The following is a 17,804-nucleotide window of genomic DNA, read 5'->3' as shown; positions in this document are numbered from 1 at the left end:
CTAAAGCGGTTGGGCGTTGCGTATACTGGGGATATCGAAGCGGGGTCCGAACGCGGCCCCTGCAATCAAGAGAAAGGTCCGATCATGACCGAGCATAACGATAACCCCATTCCGCAGACCGAGCAGCCGGCTTCCCCGCAGACGCCCGCCCAGCCTGTTCCTCAGCAGCAGCCTCAAGCTCAGCCCGGCGACCAGCCGCAAAGCGGCCCCGGCGCTTCCCAGGTGCCTCCGACCCAGCCCCAGCCCGGGCAGCCGTATGCGCAGGCACAGCAGCATCAGCCCTACGAACAGCCCATGTATGCGCAGCCGGTGTATCCCCCGGCGCCGCTCATGAAGCTGTCGGGCGGCATGAAGTTCGCCTGGTTCGTCATCGGCGCGTTGGTGGGCATCCCGGGCATCCTGCTTGCCTGGGTGTGCAATGCAGATAAGTACCCCCAGGTGAAAAATGATGCGGTGAAGTTCTCCGCCATCGGTTTCGCCGTATGGATGCTCGCCGGCATCATCTTCACCGTCATGATAGGCGGCATGCTCGCTGCGTTCGTGGCCGCTGTCGATCCCAGCTACTACGGCGCCTATGCCGGAACCTGGTAGCGTTGAGCTTCGCGGCGATGGCCGTCCGCGACGCACGGTATCTCGGACGGCCGTGTTCGGGCCCTTGCCGGGTCTAGCTTCAGCAGCCGGACACGCCCTTCGCGTTAGCAAACGTAAACAATATGTTACGAAGAAGAGCCCCATCGGGGCTCTTCCATATTTTCGGGAATCGCCGGTGGTACAATCAGCCAGTTTTTCAAAACGCCCGGTATGCGGGCAAACGAGGCTGCAAATCGAAGGAGCGAACATGGCACGTCCCATGACTATGGCCGAGAAGATCTTGGCCGCCCATGCGGGGCTTGACGAGGTCGAGCCGGGGCAGTTGATCGAGTGCAATCTCGACCTGGTGCTTTCCAACGACATCACGTCGCCTATCGCCATCAAGAATTTCAAGCAGATCGGCGTGGAGAAGGTGTTCGACCCCACCAAGATCGCCCTGGTTCCCGACCATTACGTTCCGAACAAGGACATCAAAAGCGCCGAGCAGGCCAAGCAGGTGCGCGATTTCGCCCGTGAACAGGGCATCACGCATTACTACGAGGTCGGCTGCATGGGCGTCGAGCACGCGCTGCTGCCCGAGCAGGGCGTCGTGGGCGCGGGCGATCTGATCATCGGCGCCGATTCCCATACCTGTACCTATGGCGCCCTCGGCGCGTTCTCCACCGGCGTGGGCTCCACCGACGCCGCCGTGGGCTATGCCACGGGCAAGGCGTGGTTCAAGGTGCCCGAAAGCCTGCTGTTCAAGATCGACGGCCAGCTTGCCCCCGGCGTCACCGGCAAGGACGTCATCCTGTACATCATCGGCATGATCGGCGTTGACGGCGCGCTGTACAAGGCCATGGAGTTCACGGGCAGCGCCATCCGCAGCATGTCCATGGACCAGCGCCTTTCCATCTCCAACATGGCCATCGAGGCCGGCGGCAAGGCGGGCCTTATCGAGGTCGACGACATCACGCGCGCCTACATGGACGGCCGCACCGAGTGCCCCTATACCGAATATCATTCCGACCCCGACGCCGTGTACGCCCACGTGTACGAGATCGACGCCGCCGACATCCCAGCTACCGTTGCATGGCCGCACCTGCCGTCCAACACGCGCCCGGCGGCGGAATCCCGCGACGTGAAGATCGACCAGGCCGTCATCGGCAGCTGCACCAACGGCCGTTTGGAGGATATGCGTCAGGCCGCCGATGTGCTGCGCGGCCGCAAGGTGCACCCCGACGTGCGCTGCATCGTCATCCCGGCAACGCAGGCCGTGTACAAGCAGTGCATCGCCGAGGGCTTGATGGACGTGTTCCTCGATGCCAATTGCGCCGTTTCCACGCCCACGTGCGGCCCGTGCTTGGGCGGCTACATGGGCATCTTGGCCGCCGGCGAGCGCTGCGTGTCCACCTCGAACCGCAACTTCGTCGGCCGCATGGGCGACCCCACGTCCGAGGTCTACCTGGCAAGCCCGGCGGTTGCCGCGGCCAGCGCCGTGCTCGGCCACATCGGCCTGCCCGAGGATATTGCGGAATAACGGATAAGGGAAGGAACCGATCATGCATTTCAAGGGTACCGCGCATCGTTACGGCCGCGACATCGACACCGACGTCATCATCCCGGCCCGTTACCTCAACTCCTCCGACCCCGAGTGGCTGGCAGCGCACTGCCTGGAGGATCTGGACAAGGACTTCGTGAAGAAGGTGCAGAAAGGCGACATCATCGTGGCCGACGAGAACTTCGGCTGCGGATCTTCGCGCGAACATGCGCCCATCGCCATCAAGGCCGCAGGCGTGGACGTGGTCATCGCCAAGTCCTTCGCGCGCATCTTCTACCGCAACTCCATCAACACCGGTCTGGCCATCATGGAATGCCCCGAGGCCGTCGACGCCATCAAGCAGGGCGATGTCGTGGACGTCGATGCCGATGCGGGCGTCATCACCAACACCACCACCGGCGAAACGTTCAAGGCCCAGCCGTTCCCGCCGTTCATCCGCGAGATCATCGAGGAAGGCGGCCTGATCAACCGCACCCGCAAGGTGCTCGGCATCGAATAGCTTTTAGCGGTGCCGACTCGTGAACAGGGGACGGAGGTGTGTTCACGGTTGGCTTTCACGATGCAGAAGGAAGCTCGTGAACACACCTCCGTCCCCTGTTCACCGTCCCCCCCCTCCGAGGGGGGAGTGGGGTACCAACCGCAAACTGAGAAGAGGGCGGCTTGCGCATGGCAAGCCGCCCTCTTGCTTTCAGGGCAGGCAATGCTCCCTGGACGCGTCCGCGTTCTCTGTTTGCACACGTGAACGCGCTTCTACCCCGGTTCGCACCTGCTTTTGGCTGCGAATGCGCCTGCGCCCCCAGTTCACCAACCGTGAACGCACCTCCGTCCCCTGTTCATTTGCGGTTCAGGGATGTGCGGCGGGACGCGTCTACTCCCCGAACATCCTGCTGAGCAGGCCTTTACGGCGCGGTTTCTCTTCCCGGCACGTGCCTTCGCCGGCCGTTGCCGTTTGGACGGCGCCCCCGTTGCCGCCGATGCGGACGATCTTGTACAAAAACGGCGATTTCGCGTACTTCACTTCGATGGGCGTTGCATGCACGGTGCTCTCGGCGGACAGATAAAGGCCGGGGTTGAGCGGCGCCTGCACGTGGATTTCCTTTTTCTCGCTGAACACCACGGCTGCGGCGCGGCCCGTCTGCCCGTTCACGGCTATGCGTACCTGCTCGCCATCGCGCCCGTCCGAGGCGGGACGATCGACGTAATAGACGGGCACGAGCATCAACCCCGATGCGTGTTTGCGCACGCTGCGGGCCCATTGACGCATGCTCTTCTTGCCGTAGCCGAACGCCTTCTCGGCATCGTTTCCCGCCAGCGAATACGTTAGCTTGTCGATGACGGCGCTCTTCTTCAGCAGGCCTTCGACGGCTATGACGCGGAAATCGCCTTCCTGCATGGCGGGGTCGAACGGGGCCACCGTCGAGAAGTCCCACGGTTCGAGCAGGCCCATGAGCGGTATGTCGACGAAATAGGTCTTCGGCCATGCCCAATCGAGCACCTCGAAGTACACCTGCGATTCCTTCCCCGGCATCTTGCCGGGGAAGGACGCCATCATACGCAGGTCGGCAAGCTCCACGGGCACGTACGTGAGCGCCATCTGCTCTCCGATGGCCTTATCCGCGTCGTGCCCGGCGAAGGCCTCGGGGTGCTGGTGTACAAGCGCAAGGGCGTTCGCGCGCGCCTGCTGGGCGGAGATGCGGCAGGGAAGGGCCTGCTCAGGGATGTATTCCGCTCCCGTTCCCATGGAAAGCCGCTTGCTGAACGTGCCGGGTTTGAGCAGGTCGGCGACGCCGATCTTGTTGCCGCACGAGGGGCACTCGAACACGCTTTGGGTGGATTTGCCCTCGAAGGCCGCCCCGCAAAACGGGCAGGGGACGCTCACGTGCTCGGCGTTTTGGAACTCGTCGGCGGTTGCGGGGTCTTCCCATAGCAGTCGCTCGAGCAGCGACATGTTGCGCCAGTAGGGCTTGTAGTAGTACCAGTCGGAATCCTGCGCGGGCTCGAGCTGCGAGACGTGCGTCAGCTTCAGCAGGCCGTCGACCACCTGAAGCGGCGTATGGCGGATGCCCATGGCAGGTGCCGGCTCCGGTCCGCCCTCGGTCCAGGGCGTGCTCGCCCCGCAATAGGCGCAATCGAAGCTGCGGGTTTGCTGGTGGGAGTACATGGGGCCGCCGCAGTTGCGGCACTTGATGGCGAAGAACCCTTCCATATAAGGCCTCCTTGGGCGTAGGGGCTGTTGCTTGCGAGTATGCCTGAGCCGCCGTGCCTGCGGCAAGCCCCGCGCGGCCCAAAAAGCAGCACCTCCGGCAATGGAGCGGCCCATTTCGCGAAAACGCCCGGATGACGGCGCCGCCGCTTCGTCGCCAAAGCGCGCATCGTCCTGCGTGGACATATCCATATTTCCCACGGGAATAGGCTGTTTGGAAGCCCTACTGCGTTACTATGTGAACGTAACCGAATCACTTTTTGAAAGAGGCTCGCATCATGACGAAGCAATACGACATCTGCCTGCTGCCGGGCGATGGCATCGGCCCTGAGATCATCGCGGAGGGCGTGAAGGTCCTCAACGCCGTCGGCGCGAAGTACGACACGCGCTTCGATTGCAAGGAGTCGCTTATCGGCGGCGCCGCCATCGACGCGGAGGGCGATCCGCTGCCGGCCGCAACGCTCGAAGCCGCGAAAGCCGCCGATGCCGTGCTGCTTGCCGCTGTGGGCGGGCCGAAATGGGATACCACCGACCCGGGCGCACCGCGTCCCGAGGCGGGTCTTCTGGGCATCCGCAAGGGACTGGGCCTGTACACCAACCTGCGCCCCGTGCAGATCTTCGATGCGCTCGCAGGCGCTTCCACGCTTAAACCCGAGGTCATCGAGGGCGTCGACCTCATGATCGTGCGCGAGCTCACCGGTGGCCTGTACTTCGGCAAGCGCGAGCGCTTCTACGACGAGGAAGGTGCCGGCACCGACGGCGCCAAGGGCCAGCGCGCCTACGATACGCTCGAGTACCGCGAATACGAGGTGGAGCGCATCGCCCGCCAGGCGTTCGAGGCGGCTCGCAAGCGCCGCGGCAAGGTGACCAGCGTCGATAAGGCCAACGTGCTCGAGACCAGCCGCATGTGGCGCGAGATCGTGCACCGCATCGGCGAGCAGGAGTACCCCGACGTGCAGATCGAGGACCTGCTGGTGGACAACACTGCCATGCAGCTGATCAACCGTCCTGCCGACTTCGACGTAGTGGTCACCGAGAATATGTTCGGCGACATCCTCTCCGATGAGGCCGCTCAGATCACCGGCTCCCTTGGCATGTTGGCATCCGCAAGCCTGGGCGACTCCACGGCGCTGTACGAGCCCAGCCACGGCAGCGCCCCGGATATCGCCGGCAAGGGCATCGCCAACCCGCTGGCGCAGATCCTGTCCGTCGAGATGATGCTGCGTTACAGCTTCGGTATGAACGAGGCGGCCGACGACATCCGCCGCGCGGTCACCGAGGTGCTCGACGAGGGCTGGCGCACGGGCGACCTGAAGGATGCCGCGACGCCCGCCGACAAGGTGGTCGGTTGCGCCGGCATGGGCGATCTGGTGGTCGCACATCTGTAAGCACCGACCGGCGGGGGAGTTCCCGCTGCAACAGGATCACGGGGTCGCGGTGCGGCCCCGTGCGGTAAACTGTTCGTGCGGATCGGCGCCGCGCCGCCGCACCCCTTCGACGAAAGGAACCTCAAATGGCCGATGACTGCCTGTTCTGCAAACTCATCTCCGGGGAGATCCCCACGAACAAGGTGTACGAGGACGATATCTGCTTCGCGTTCGACGACATCGAGCCCGAGGCTCCCGTGCATACCCTGCTTGTCCCGAAGAAGCACTACGACGACCTGTGCGACGGCATCCCGGCCGAGGTGCTCGGCCATATGCTTTCCGTGGTGCCGAAGGTCGCCGAGCTCAAGGGCGTGCGCGAGTCCGGCTTCCGCACGGTCATGAACACCGGCCCCGACTCCGCTGCAACGGTCAAGCACTTCCACATCCACATCCTGGGTGGCGTGAAGATGGGTCGCTTCACGTTCGAGAACTCCCAGCGCGTGCAGGGCTAGCGCCCGCAACCGCAGCGCAATAGGCTTCGATCGCAGAACGCCGCTTGCCGTAAAGGCAGGCGGCGTTTTCGTTTCGCTATAGACTCTTCGGGGACGTAGCGTTAAGCGTCCGGTTCAGAAGCCCTTTTTGCTATAACGCATCCATCGATGGCGGGAAGCCGTCGGCCAGCAGGTCGGCGGCTTCTCCCATACTCTGGTAAGCTATTCGCCAGCATTTGAAAGGATGGTTCAGCGTGCAAAAGGTTGCGGGAAAAGAAGGCTTGTGGCGGCTTGAGCCGCACGAGAAGCTGTTGGGCGCGCGTTGCAAGGTTCTGCGCGATGCCGTGCCCGCGCTCGCCGATGGCACGGTTTTTTCCGGGGCGTTCGGCGTCGTGGGCGGCCGCGTGATGCGGCCGAAGCCGAAAAGCGGCGGCATGTACCTGGTGCATCTGGAGGGCGATTCCCCCAGCGACCAGGCCATGCGCATCGTGGCGTACCTGGACAGGTACGGGCGCGTGTTCGCCTGCGACGAGCCGCAGGTTGCTCCGCCGGCGCGCACTCCCGACATGGAAATCGCCCGATTCTCCGACTTGGCGCAGGATGCCGTGAAAACCGCCGGGTACGTGTATGTGCATGACGGCGAGGGCGACGTGGCGCGATGCGTGGCGGCCTACAAGGGAACGGCCGATCTATATAAGGTATCGGACACGTGGTATCGCTTCGACGAACGCAAGGCCATGACCTACAAGGAGTTCATGGCCCGCGCGTACTTTGCGCTGTGCTTCCGGCCGGCCATGGGCGCGCCGGCCGTCCCTAGCCGCGGCGTCATGGGCGTGTTCGACGCTTTGGGGCCCGAAAAGCCCTTCGAGGCGCTGCGCGAGCTTGCGGGCCAGGTCCAGCGTGCGATGGCGGACCCCCAGCTTGACGCCCCCGGTGCCGTCAAGCTTCTGCTGGAGCACCTTGAGCAGGCCGGGCTGTTCGCCATCCACGAGCGCGGCGTCTCCGACGAGGCCGTGCGCCTGGTGCGTTCCACGAAGTACGCGCACCTGGCCTATCTGGTCCGCAACCTGGAGGATGCCGACATCTCCGACCAGGAGCTGTGGGGGATAGAGGCGGCGCTCAACCGCTTCATCCTGCTGTGCGAGCGCATGGGCGATCGCGCCGATGCCGCGGGGCTTGACGAGTGCCGTCAAGCCGATGCGCAGCTGTTCGTTGCGGTGGGCGAACAGGACCTGGCGGGCGGCATGCCCGAGGGCGCCCCGTCCGGGCATGAGGGCGGCGAATGGGGCACGCGCTGCCGTTTGGCGCTGGCCATCGAGCAGCTGCGCCTTCCCGTGCGCGTGGATGTGGAGCTGGCGGGTGATATCGGCGCCGGTCAGGCGGCGTTTTGCCTGACTATGCCGCCGGAGGGCATGGTGCCGGGCGCTGCGGGCGGCGAAGAGGGGGCCGCGCTTCCCTACGTCATGCGCGTCGGCCTGCTGCTCGTCGACCACGCTTTCGCCACCGAGCCGGGCATTGCCCAGGTGAAGCTGATGGCGTTCCCGCTGCCCGACCCTCAGGCTTCGCAGGATGCGCCTGCCGCAGGACCCAAGCAGGCTGTTCCCGCCGTGCTGGGCGCGCCCGCCGCATCGGAACAGCCGCGTGATGCCCGGGAAACGGCGCTGTTCGAGGTCGATCTGGATCGTGCGCTGCATGCCGAGCGCGGCGGTTTCAAACAGGCTATCGCGGGCGAGCCTCGCGAACTGCTTGATGCCGCGGGAGCGCGTTATGACGTTGCCGACGCCCAGGTGCCGCGCCAGCGCGTCATGCACCCCGTGTTCGAGTCGTGGAGCGCCGATGACCAAGCGGGTGAGCTTCCGGCGTGGGCGCAAGGACCCCTGGGCGCGAAGTGCGAGCGCGATCTCGATATCGAATACGACACGGCGTATCGCCGCATGGCCGAGGGCCTGGCGGATTCGCTTGTGGAAGCGCAAAGCGCCACCGAGGCCATCGCCGCCGTGCGCCGCGTGCAGTCCGCCGCGCTCGAAGCGAAGGACGAGCGTGCCGTATCCGCCTGCACGCGCCTGATGGCCGCGCTTGCCGAGGGATCCATCGACGCCGCCGACCAGAACGCGGTGGTGGGGCGCTTCTTGGGCGATGACCGCTGCTTGGTAGCGCTCGGCCGCGCGCATTCTCTTGCCGAGACCGATCCCGCAGCCGCCGTGGAGGCGCTCACCGGCGCCATTGCCGAGGCCCAGCTGCTCGACGGTTTCGCCGATGGCTCCCAGGAGGTGTACCGCGCGTTCGACAGCTACAGCGCCAGGGTGCTGTACAACGTTTCCCGTGCAACACAGATGGTACCGATTGATGGCAATCCCGTCGACTCTGGTCAGGGGCCTGCAGTCGATCCGGCATCCGAAAGCGTCGCGGTTCCCGATGCCGCTGCCGACGCCGGCAAGCGCGTGCGCGTGGTGCCCGACTCGTTCTACCTGTGCCATCTGGAGGTCACGCACTTGCTGGAGCGTTCGTTCGAGCGCGCCGACGAGGCGCTGCGCTACGGCCGCGCCGCCGTGGCCATGGGCCCGTCGTGCGCCATGGGCTACCGGGTGCTCGGGCGCGCCTATATGCTGCAAGGCGATATGGGCCGCGCCTTCGACGCGCTGCGCGCGGGCCTTCGCGTCTCCCTGCAGCCCACCGACATCGCGCTCATGTACTACCAGCTGGGATACGTGATGTGGAAGCGCGGCAGCGCCGACGCGGGCGTGGCGTGCTATCTGAAGGCGGTCGAGGCATCGCCGTCCATCGCCATGCAGGCCACGGCCGAGCTGCGCGAGCTGGTGGCCGAGACCGGCGCATCCATCCCGCCGGCAGGCGGTGTGGAGGCGGCCCTTGCCGCCGAGGGCATCCCTTGCGCACCCGCGTCCGAGACGCTCGACGTCATCGATGCGGCCCTGTCCGCCGCCTGCGATGCCGGCCTTGCCAACGTGGCCCGCAGCCTGCTCGCCACGCGCCTGCGCCATCGTCCCGACGACGCGCTCATGGGTGTGCTACGCAGCTTCGGCGAGCCCGCGTAACGTCGCTCGCCGCCGCTTGTGGGCAACCGCTGCGCTTGCCGGCCGCTGTCTGCGGGCAACTGCCGCGCCCGTCAGCCGTTCCGCGGCCGCGCTGCCTGCGTGCGGCCGTTGAGCCCGTCGGCCGCCCTGCTGCCGCGCTGATTGCGTGGGGCTGCGGCCGGCGGGCCGCCGTGCGGCCGCGTCTGCGCTACAATGCAAGGGTTAACCGTTTTCAACCGTCCGTACCATCGGAACATGAGTTATCGGAAGTAAGGAACCGTCATGGCAATCAACTCCCCGGAGGGAACGCGCGATCTTCTGCCCGATGAGGCGAAGTTCTGGGCGCATTTCCGCGACACCGCGTTCGGCATCTTCGCCCGTTACGGCTATCAGCCCATCGAGACGCCGCTGTTCGAGCAGACCGACCTGTTCGTGCGCGGCATCGGCCAGGCCACCGACGTGGTGTCCAAGGAGATGTTCACCGCCATCTCCGGCGAGAACTTCAAGCGCGTCATCGACGGCGGCACCATCAAGGCGAAAAGCCGTCTGAGCCTGCGCCCCGAGGGCACCGCTGGCGTGGTGCGCGCCGTGGTGCAGCATGACCTGGTGCCGCAGGGCGCGGCTCCGGCCAAGCTCATGTACGCCGGCCCGATGTTCCGCGCCGAGCGCCCGCAGAAGGGCCGTCAGCGCATGTTCAACCAGGTGGGCATCGAATGCCTGGGCGCGGAGGACCCCAGCGTCGACGCCGAGGGCATCATCATGCTCATGCGCTTCTACGCCGCCATCGGCGTCCCCATGGACGCCACGCGCCTGCTGGTGAACTCCATGGGCTGCGAGCAGTGCCGTCCGAAGTACCGCGAGGCCGTGCGTGAGTACATGAACGCCCATGCCGAGCATATGTGCGAGGAGTGCATGCGCCGCGCCGAGATCAACCCGCTACGCGCCTTCGACTGCAAGAACCCCGGCTGCGCCGAGGTCATGGAGGGCGCCCCGAAGATCTCGGACTACCTGTGCGATGACTGCCGTGAGCATTATCAGGCCGTGAAAACCTACCTGGACGGCGCGGGCATCTCCTATATCGAGGACCCCACGCTGGTCCGCGGCCTTGACTACTACACGCGCACCGTGTTCGAGGTGCAGGTCGATCAGGGCATGGGCAGCCAAAACGCCATCGGCGGCGGCGGTCGCTACGACAAGCTGGCCGAGGAAGTGGGCGGTCGTCCCACGCCGGGCTTCGGCTTCGCGCTGGGCTACGAGCGCTGTGCGCTGGCCATCCAGGCAGCGGGTCAGGCGTTCCCGAGCGCCCAGCATTGCGACATCTTCGTGGCGTGCGTGGACGATTCCGTGCGCGCCGAGGCGTTCAGCCTGGTGCAGGCATGCCGCGATGCGGGCGTGACCGCCGAGATGGACCACCAGCACCGCAGCCTGAAAAGCCAGTTCAAGCTGGCTGACAAGGTGGGCTCGCGCATGGTCGCCGTGCTCGGCCCCGACGAGCTGGCCGCAGGTCAGGTGAAGGTGCGCAACATGTCCACCCATCACGAGCGCCTGGTGAAGCTCGATCAGGCCAAAGCACTGCTGGCCCAGTTCGGTGGCGAGCCTTTCGGAGGCGCGCATGCCAGCATCGAGGACGTGTTCGCCGGCGAGGAATAACCCGCAATCGCCGCGCAGCCACGTGAACAGGGCATGAACAGGGGACGGAGGTGTGTTCACCCGATCATCTCCTGGTCATTCCGAAGGCGTTTCCGGTGAACACACCTCCGTCCCCTGTTCACCCCGCGGCGCTGCAACCATGGCATTTTCAAAGGAGCTGGAAGCCGGTATGGTTTCCGGCTCCTTTCGTGATGTACAATGGCTAGGTTTGAGCAACAACCCGGGCCCGCGCTTGCGGCCGGGCGCCCATAAAGCATTGCAAGGAGCAAGAGAGAATGACGGATTACATCAACGAGTTTTGCATGCACGACGCAACGTGCGGCGAGCTGCGCAAGTCCGACGTGGGCCGCGAGGTCACGCTGTGCGGTTGGGCGTGGCACAACCGCGATCACGGCGGGCTGATCTTCTGCGACCTGCGCGATCGCACCGGCTACACCCAGGTGGTCGTCGACCCCGATTGCGTGCCCGAGGAGGACTTCCACAAGGCCGAGCATCTGGGCCGCGAGTACGCCCTGCAGATCACCGGCACGGTGCGCGATCGCGGCGCCGACGCCGTGAACCCGAACATGGCCACCGGCGAGATCGAGGTGCTGGCCAGCAAGGTCAACGTGCTCAACGAATCCGTCACCCCGCCGTTCTCCATCGAGGACGGCATCGAGACCGACGAGACCACGCGCATGAAGTGGCGCTACATGGACCTTCGCCGTCCGGAGATGTACCAGTCCCTGCACCTGCGCCACACCGTGGCCCAGGCCATGCGCGCCGCGCTGAACGAGCGCGGCTTCATCGAGGTGGAAACGCCTATCCTGGCCAACTCCACGCCCGAGGGCGCTCGCGACTACCTGGTGCCCTCCCGTCCGAACCCCGGCAAGTTCTACGCGCTGCCGCAGTCCCCGCAGCAGTTCAAGCAGATGCTCATGGTCGGCGGCATCGAGCGCTATTACCAGATCGCCCGCTGCTTCCGCGACGAGGACCTGCGCGCCGACCGCCAGCCCGAGTTCACGCAGGTCGACATCGAGATGTCCTTCGTTCAGGAAACCGACGTCATGGACCTGATGGAAGGCGTGTTCAAGGAGGTCCTGGCCGCCGCGGGCGTGCAGCATGAGTTCCCGCTGCAGCGCATGCCGTGGAAAGAGGCCATGGACCGCTTCGGCTGCGACCGTCCCGACGTGCGCTTCGGCATGGAGCTCGTCGAGCTCACCGACATCGTGCGCGGCTGCGGCTTCGGCGTGTTCTCCAAGGCCGTCGAGGCGGGCAACGTCGTGAAGTGCATCAACGCCAAGGGCGCCGGCAACTGGTCGCGCGGCGACATCGAGAAGCTGGCCGACGTGGCTGCCGCCAATGGCGCGAAGGGCATGGCCTGGATCGCCTACACCGACGCCGACGCCGAGCTTGCGGGCAAGAGCCCCATCATCAAGTTCCTCGGCGACGAGGTCCACGGCGCCATCAAGCAGGCCGCCGGCGTCGAGCCGGGCGACTTGCTGCTGTTCGCCGCCGATACCTATGGCACTGCTTCCGCCGTGCTCTCCGCCCTGCGTCTGCACATGGCCGAGGCCCTGAACATCCCGCGTGAGGGCCACGCCCTGCTGTGGGTCGTCGACTTCCCCATGTTCAAGTATGACGAGGAGGAGAAGAAGTACGCCGCCGAGCATCATCCGTTCACGATGATCCCCGAGGCCGATTGGGACAAGATCGAGACCGATCCGCTGGCGTGCTCGAGCTACTCCTACGATATCGTCATGGATGGCTTCGAGATGGGTGGCGGCTCCATCCGTATCCACAACGCCGAGCTGCAGAAGCGCGTGCTTCGCCGCCTGGGCGTGGAAGATGAGCAGATGGAAGAGAAGTTCGGCCACCTCATCCACGCGCTCGAGCTGGGCGCCCCGCCGCACGGCGGCATCGCACTGGGTCTCGATCGCCTGGTCATGCTGCTGGCCGGCAAGCAGTCCATCCGCGACGTCATCGCCTTCCCGAAGACCTCCAGCGCTTCCGACCCCATGACCGGCGCCCCGAACGCCGTCACCGGCCGCCAGCTCAAGGAAGTCTCCCTGCGACTGCTGTAATAGGTTGCGCTGGCCTAACGGCCGGCGCAATTGCTTGAAGCTGTGGGCCGCTGCGGCACCCCGCCTTTGCGTTCGCGCGAATGCGGGGCACCGCAGCGGCCTTCGCTGGCTTTTACGCCACCTGCGATTCTTGAATTCTTCGTTCCTGAAAGGACCCTCATGAAAGCTCAACGTCCGTATCCTCGCGCCACCATCACGCCGAAGGGCGAGCATGCGTTGGCCAAGGGGCATCCGTGGGTATACGAGGCCGAGGTGCTGTTCATGGAGGGTGCGCCGGGGCAGGGCGATGAGGTTGCAAACGGCAGTCTCATCGACGTGGTGAATCGCAAGGGGTCGTACCTGGGCACGGGCCTGCTGTCGAAAAGCAGCAAGATTCGCATCCGCCTTATCACGCGCAACGCCAACGACGCGTTCGATCGCGCGTTCTGGAAGCGCAAGGTGGCGTGGGCGTGGGAGTACCGCAAAACCGTCATGGGCGAAGACGCCAGCTGCTGCCGCGTGCTGTTCTCGGAGGCAGACGGCTTCCCGGGCCTGGTGGTGGACCGCTTCAACGACGTGCTGGTGGCAGAAACGCTGTCCGTGGGTATGGAGCAGCTCAAGCCGGTGATCTTCCCGGTGCTGCTCGAGGTGCTCGCCGAGGACGGCGTGGCCATCCGCGGCTTGTACGAGCGCAACGATGTGGCAACCCGCAAGTTGGAGGGCCTTGAGCTCACGGCCGGTTGGTTCGCGGGTGCGGCCGACGAAGGCGGCCAAGCAAGCCTCGATCCGCTGGCACCGGGCGCGCCGGGCACCGAGGGCTTCGGTCCCACCGCCACGCAGATCGTCGAAAACGGCGTGCGCTACGAGGTGGATTTCGAGAACGGTCAGAAGACGGGCTTTTTCCTGGACCAGAAGTACAACCGTCGCGCGGTGGCCAAGCTTGCCGCGGGAAAGCACGTGCTCGACTGCTTCACGCACACGGGCAGCTTCGCGCTCAACGCCGCCCATGGCGGCGCGGCGTATGTGAACGCCGTGGATATCTCCGAGCTCGCCGTGGCGCAGGCGCGCAAGAACGCGCAGCTCAACGGCCTGGAGGAGCGCATGGACTTCACGGCCACGAACGTGTTCGACCTGCTGCCGGCGCTTGAGGCCGCGCATGACCGCACGTACGATTTCATCGTGCTCGATCCGCCGGCGTTCACGAAGAGCCGCAAAACCATCCAAAGCGCCTCGCGCGGCTACAAGGAGATCAACTACCGCGCCATGAAGCTGCTGCCGCGCGGCGGCTATCTGGCAACCTGTAGCTGCAGCCACTTCATGGACACCGAGCGCTTCAAGCATGTGGTTGCCAGCGCCGCGCACGATGCGGGCGTGCAGCTGCGCCAGATCGAGGAGCGTCAGCAGGCGCCCGATCACCCCATCGTCTGGGGCGTCCCCGAAACCGACTACCTGAAGTTCTTCATCTTCCAGGTGGTGTAACGCAAACGGGCGCGGCATGATGCCGCGCCCGTTTTTCGCCGTTGCGCAAAAGCCGCTCGCAACCCATATCGAGCCGTTTCGACAGCTTTCCTGGAAAATAAACAGGTGGGAAGTAATCTACGTTCCCCAAATGCGGTGGGATTCTGGTATTCTGCAATCGACCGTTTTGCAACGAACGAGGATAAGTATCCACAAAATGGTCCGATGTTGATTAACGTATGAAGCTATCGCAGCAGCGATCTCGCTAAGACGAACAAGGGCAGCCGCATGCCGGCGAGTAACCAGGAAACGAGGGGTATAAGGTGTCAGACCCGATTGCGCCGAAGGACGAAACGACGGCAAAAGACCTGCGCAGGTCCACCGATCGCCGCGTGGTACGCACGCGCAAGGCCATCCGCGAGGCGTTCTTCAAGCTGATGGAGAACCAGGACTACCACAAGATCACCATCGCCTCCGTGGCGCGCGAGGCCGATATCGACCGCAAGACGTTCTACCTGCACTATCGCTCGGTAAGCGACCTGGTGGACGAGGTCATCCGCGACGAGGCCCAGAAGATCGTCGCCAGCTGTCGCGAGGCGCTGCGCTCGGATGGCGACAAGGGGCTTGACGTGAGCAAGCTGTTCCAAAGCATCAGCCTGGCCTTGGCCCCTGATATGACGCGCAGCAAGCGGGTGCTGCAGCATGTGTCGCTGCAAGACGTGCTCGACCGCCTGGAGGCAAGCCTGGTCGATGTGCTCATGGAGGACAACGTGCTCGGCCTGCGCCGCGACGATCCGTATGTGCCTTACATCGTGTCGTTTTTTTGCGCTGGCCTGGTGGCGGTGTACCGCCGCTGGCTCATCGCCGATTCCGAGATCCCGCTCGAAAGCCTTGCCGGGGTGACCAGCGCGTGTTTGTTCGACGGCCTCAACGGCGTGCTGCCAAGCGTCAAGTCGGTGTAAAGCGCCTGTGTACATTTGGTAACGCTTGCGCCCTGCGCCCGCAGCGGGAGCGGGGCGCCGGTATACTAGCCCAAGTCGAAACGAGCATCTTATATGGGTCGGGGCGGCGCCAAGTTCCGAACCTGGTCAGGTCCGGGAGGAAGCAGCCATAAGGGGCCTCTGACGAGCGCCCTGTCCCATATAGGATGCTCTTTTTGCGCCCAAAAACGGGAGGGCTGCGCCCCGGATGCTTGCAAATCGGGGTGAAACGGCGTTCGAAAGGCACATATGGGTATCATCGATTTCTTCCTTAACCTCTTAAGCGACCCGCGCGGCGCCATCGCCGGATGGATCATCACGCTGGGCGCGGTGTGGGTGTACACGCCGCTGTTCTTGATCGTGTTCGTGGAAACGGGCTTGGTATTCTTCCCGTTTTTGCCTGGCGACTCGCTGTTGTTCGCAGCCGGCGTCTTCTCTGCCGATGGAGGCGGGCTGCACCTGGGCGCCACGCTGCTGGTGTTTTACGCGGCGGCCATCTTGGGCAACACTTCCAACTACTGGATCGCGCGCTTCTTCGGCAAGCGCATCATCGACTCCGGCAAGGTCAAGGCGCTCACGCCCGAGCGCATGGCCAAGCTTGATAGCTTCTTCGAGAAGTACGGCGGGCTTACCATCGTCATCACGCGCTTCATGCCCTTCTTCCGCACGTTCGCCCCGTTCATCGCCGGCACCGGGCACATGAACTTTGCGAAGTTCACGATGTTCAACGCCATCGGCGGCATCTCCTGGGTCAGCCTGTTCGTGCTGGTGGGCTACTTCTTCGGCGGCGTGCCGTTCGTGCAGGAGCACTTCGAGGTCATCGTGCTCGGCATCGTGGCCGTGTCGGTCGCGCCGGCGGTCATCGGCGCGGTGAAGGCGGCTCTGAACGGCCGCAAGAAGAAGGCGTAGCGCGGCATTCGCGCCTATTCGCGGGAATCTTCGTTGACGCATCCGTTGCAGGATGCGCCATGATGCGCCCGGGGCTTGCAGGCTCCGGGCGTTTTTCGTGTTCGGCGGCGTCTGGCGCGCGGCCGTAGCGGGATGCCCGTATAATGGTGGCAGACCATAACGCCCGGGCTTCCCGGGCTTTCGCATATCCGCACGCAGGGCAAGGAGCAACCACATGGCAGAGGCGCTGTACCGCAAATACCGTCCGCAGATCTTCGAGGACGTGGTGGGGCAGGAGCAGATCGAGCGTACCATCAAAAACGCCATCGAGCAGGACAAGGTCAGCCATGCCTACCTGTTCTGCGGCCCGCGCGGCACGGGCAAGACCACCACGGCGCGCCTGCTTGCCAAGGCGCTGCTGTGCGAGAAGGGCCCGACGCCCGACCCGGATGGCGCCTGCGAGGATTGTCAGATGATCGCCGAGGGCGTGCATCCCGACGTCTACGAGCTCGACGCGGCAAGCCGCACGGGCGTGGAGAACGTGCGCGAGGAGATCATCAACCGCGTGCAGTTCGCGCCCACGCGCGGCCGTTACAAGGTCTATATCATCGACGAGGTCCACATGCTGTCCATCGCGGCGTTCAACGCGCTGCTCAAGACGTTGGAGGAACCTCCCGATCACGTGGTGTTCATCCTGGCAACCACCGACCCGCAGAAGGTGCCGGAGACCATCCATTCGCGTTGCCAGCGCTTCGATTTCCGCCGCATATCCAACGAGTCCATCGTCTCGCGCTTGGGCGCGGTGTGCGTGGCCGAGGGCGTGGAGTTCGAAGGCGACGCGCTCGATCTGATCGCCCATCACGCCGGCGGCGGCATGCGCAACGCGCTCACCTCGCTTGAGCAGACCATCGCGTTCGGCGAGGGCAAGGTCACGCTGGCCGTTGCCGAACGCATGCTCGGCGGCGTGGACTCCGGCGATCTGGCCAACATCGTGCAGGCTCTTGGCAAGCGCGATGCCGCGGCATGCTTCAATTGGGTGGCGGAGTTCGTCGAATCTGGCTCCGACCTGGCGCAGTTCGCGCGCGAGCTTGCTCAGCACGTGCGCAATCTGTACGTGATGAGCTTGGCGGGCACCGACGTGGCGCTTGATGTCAGCGCGTCGGAGCGTCGTCAGCTTGCCGATGAACTGCCCCTGTTCGGCACCGATCGCCTGGCACGCATGCTGCAGGTGCTCGGCGACGTCATGGCCGAGCTGAAAACCTCTACCAACCCGCGTCTGTCGTTCGAGATCGGCTGCACGCGCATGGTTCGCCCGGAAGGCGATCTGACGCTTGCCGCGCTTGCGGAGCGCGTCGAGGCTTTGGAGCGCTCCGGGGTCGCCGTGGCCGCTTCGCCGGTCGCTGCGGCGCATGCTACCCCGGCGGCGCTCGTTTCGGCCCCTGCCCCCGCGGCCCCTGCGCCCGCTGCCGCTGCGTCTGCTGCTGCGCCGGCTGCGGCTCCTGCAGCCCCTGCGCCGGTTGCGGCTCCGGCGGCCGCACCGCAGGCGGTTCCTCGTCCGACTG

General features: G+C 65.1%; 13 protein-coding genes and 1 other RNA gene. 13 read left to right on the top strand and 1 reads right to left on the bottom strand.

Translation table 11 applies throughout. The features are described from left to right. Positions 1 to 84: 84 nt before the first annotated feature. The 3 genes from RDW26_RS06435 (at position 85) to leuD (ending at position 2,630) form a co-directional block, all read left to right on the top strand. Positions 85 to 591 (top strand): hypothetical protein, encoded by a 507-nt coding sequence (locus tag RDW26_RS06435; protein WP_294416563.1) that lies wholly within the window; start codon positions 85 to 87, stop codon positions 589 to 591. A gap of 247 nt (positions 592 to 838) precedes the next feature. Continuing rightward, positions 839 to 2,110 (top strand): 3-isopropylmalate dehydratase large subunit, encoded by a 1,272-nt coding sequence (gene leuC / locus RDW26_RS06430; protein WP_307982958.1) that lies wholly within the window; start codon positions 839 to 841, stop codon positions 2,108 to 2,110. A 22-nt stretch (positions 2,111 to 2,132) separates the two neighbouring features. Next, entirely contained in the window at positions 2,133 to 2,630 is a 498-nt protein-coding gene (leuD, locus tag RDW26_RS06425; protein ID WP_298626807.1) for a 3-isopropylmalate dehydratase small subunit, read from the top strand. Between the two features lie 369 nt (positions 2,631 to 2,999). Here leuD and RDW26_RS06420 read toward each other — a convergent pair whose 3' ends face one another. Beyond that, on the bottom strand, positions 3,000 to 4,337 hold the full coding sequence (locus tag RDW26_RS06420; protein ID WP_307982957.1) for a hypothetical protein: 1,338 nt from the start codon (positions 4,335 to 4,337) through the stop codon (positions 3,000 to 3,002). A gap of 275 nt (positions 4,338 to 4,612) precedes the next feature. Here RDW26_RS06420 and leuB point away from each other — a divergent pair, with 275 nt between their 5' ends. From leuB to dnaX, 10 genes are all read left to right on the top strand, one after another. Then, on the top strand, positions 4,613 to 5,722 hold the full coding sequence (gene leuB / locus RDW26_RS06415) for a 3-isopropylmalate dehydrogenase (RefSeq protein ID WP_298626803.1): 1,110 nt from the start codon (positions 4,613 to 4,615) through the stop codon (positions 5,720 to 5,722). Between the two features lie 125 nt (positions 5,723 to 5,847). After that, positions 5,848 to 6,213 (top strand): histidine triad nucleotide-binding protein, encoded by a 366-nt coding sequence (locus tag RDW26_RS06410; RefSeq protein WP_302798565.1) that lies wholly within the window; start codon positions 5,848 to 5,850, stop codon positions 6,211 to 6,213. Positions 6,214 to 6,446: 233 nt separating this feature from the next. Further along, a complete protein-coding gene (locus RDW26_RS06405; RefSeq protein ID WP_307982956.1) occupies positions 6,447 to 9,245 on the top strand; it encodes a hypothetical protein in 2,799 nt (932 codons plus the stop codon). A gap of 261 nt (positions 9,246 to 9,506) precedes the next feature. After that, positions 9,507 to 10,874, top strand: a complete 1,368-nt coding sequence (gene hisS, locus RDW26_RS06400; RefSeq protein ID WP_307982955.1) for a histidine--tRNA ligase — start codon at positions 9,507 to 9,509, stop codon at positions 10,872 to 10,874. A 275-nt stretch (positions 10,875 to 11,149) separates the two neighbouring features. Beyond that, positions 11,150 to 12,937, top strand: a complete 1,788-nt coding sequence (gene aspS / locus RDW26_RS06395) for an aspartate--tRNA ligase (RefSeq protein ID WP_307982954.1) — start codon at positions 11,150 to 11,152, stop codon at positions 12,935 to 12,937. A gap of 159 nt (positions 12,938 to 13,096) precedes the next feature. After that, complete coding sequence (locus tag RDW26_RS06390; RefSeq protein ID WP_307982953.1) at positions 13,097 to 14,395, top strand: class I SAM-dependent rRNA methyltransferase; 1,299 nt, start codon at positions 13,097 to 13,099, stop codon at positions 14,393 to 14,395. A gap of 302 nt (positions 14,396 to 14,697) precedes the next feature. Then, the gene (locus RDW26_RS06385) at positions 14,698 to 15,336 is read left to right on the top strand and encodes a TetR/AcrR family transcriptional regulator (RefSeq protein WP_307982952.1); all 639 of its coding nucleotides are present in this window, start codon (positions 14,698 to 14,700) and stop codon (positions 15,334 to 15,336) included. Between the two features lie 90 nt (positions 15,337 to 15,426). Next, positions 15,427 to 15,522: signal recognition particle sRNA small type (gene ffs / locus RDW26_RS06380), an RNA gene on the top strand. A gap of 81 nt (positions 15,523 to 15,603) precedes the next feature. Further along, positions 15,604 to 16,263: a VTT domain-containing protein gene (locus tag RDW26_RS06375; RefSeq protein ID WP_042434784.1), complete on the top strand. Its 660-nt coding sequence runs from the start codon at positions 15,604 to 15,606 to the stop codon at positions 16,261 to 16,263. Between the two features lie 214 nt (positions 16,264 to 16,477). Continuing rightward, positions 16,478 to 17,804: DNA polymerase III subunit gamma/tau (gene dnaX / locus RDW26_RS06370; RefSeq protein WP_307982951.1), on the top strand; the 1,327-nt coding region annotated here is incomplete at its 3' end.

It is taken from the genome of uncultured Senegalimassilia sp., assembly GCF_902464545.1.
GTDB lineage: Bacteria > Actinomycetota > Coriobacteriia > Coriobacteriales > Eggerthellaceae > Senegalimassilia.
This window is presented reverse-complemented; position numbering and strand designations above follow the sequence as displayed.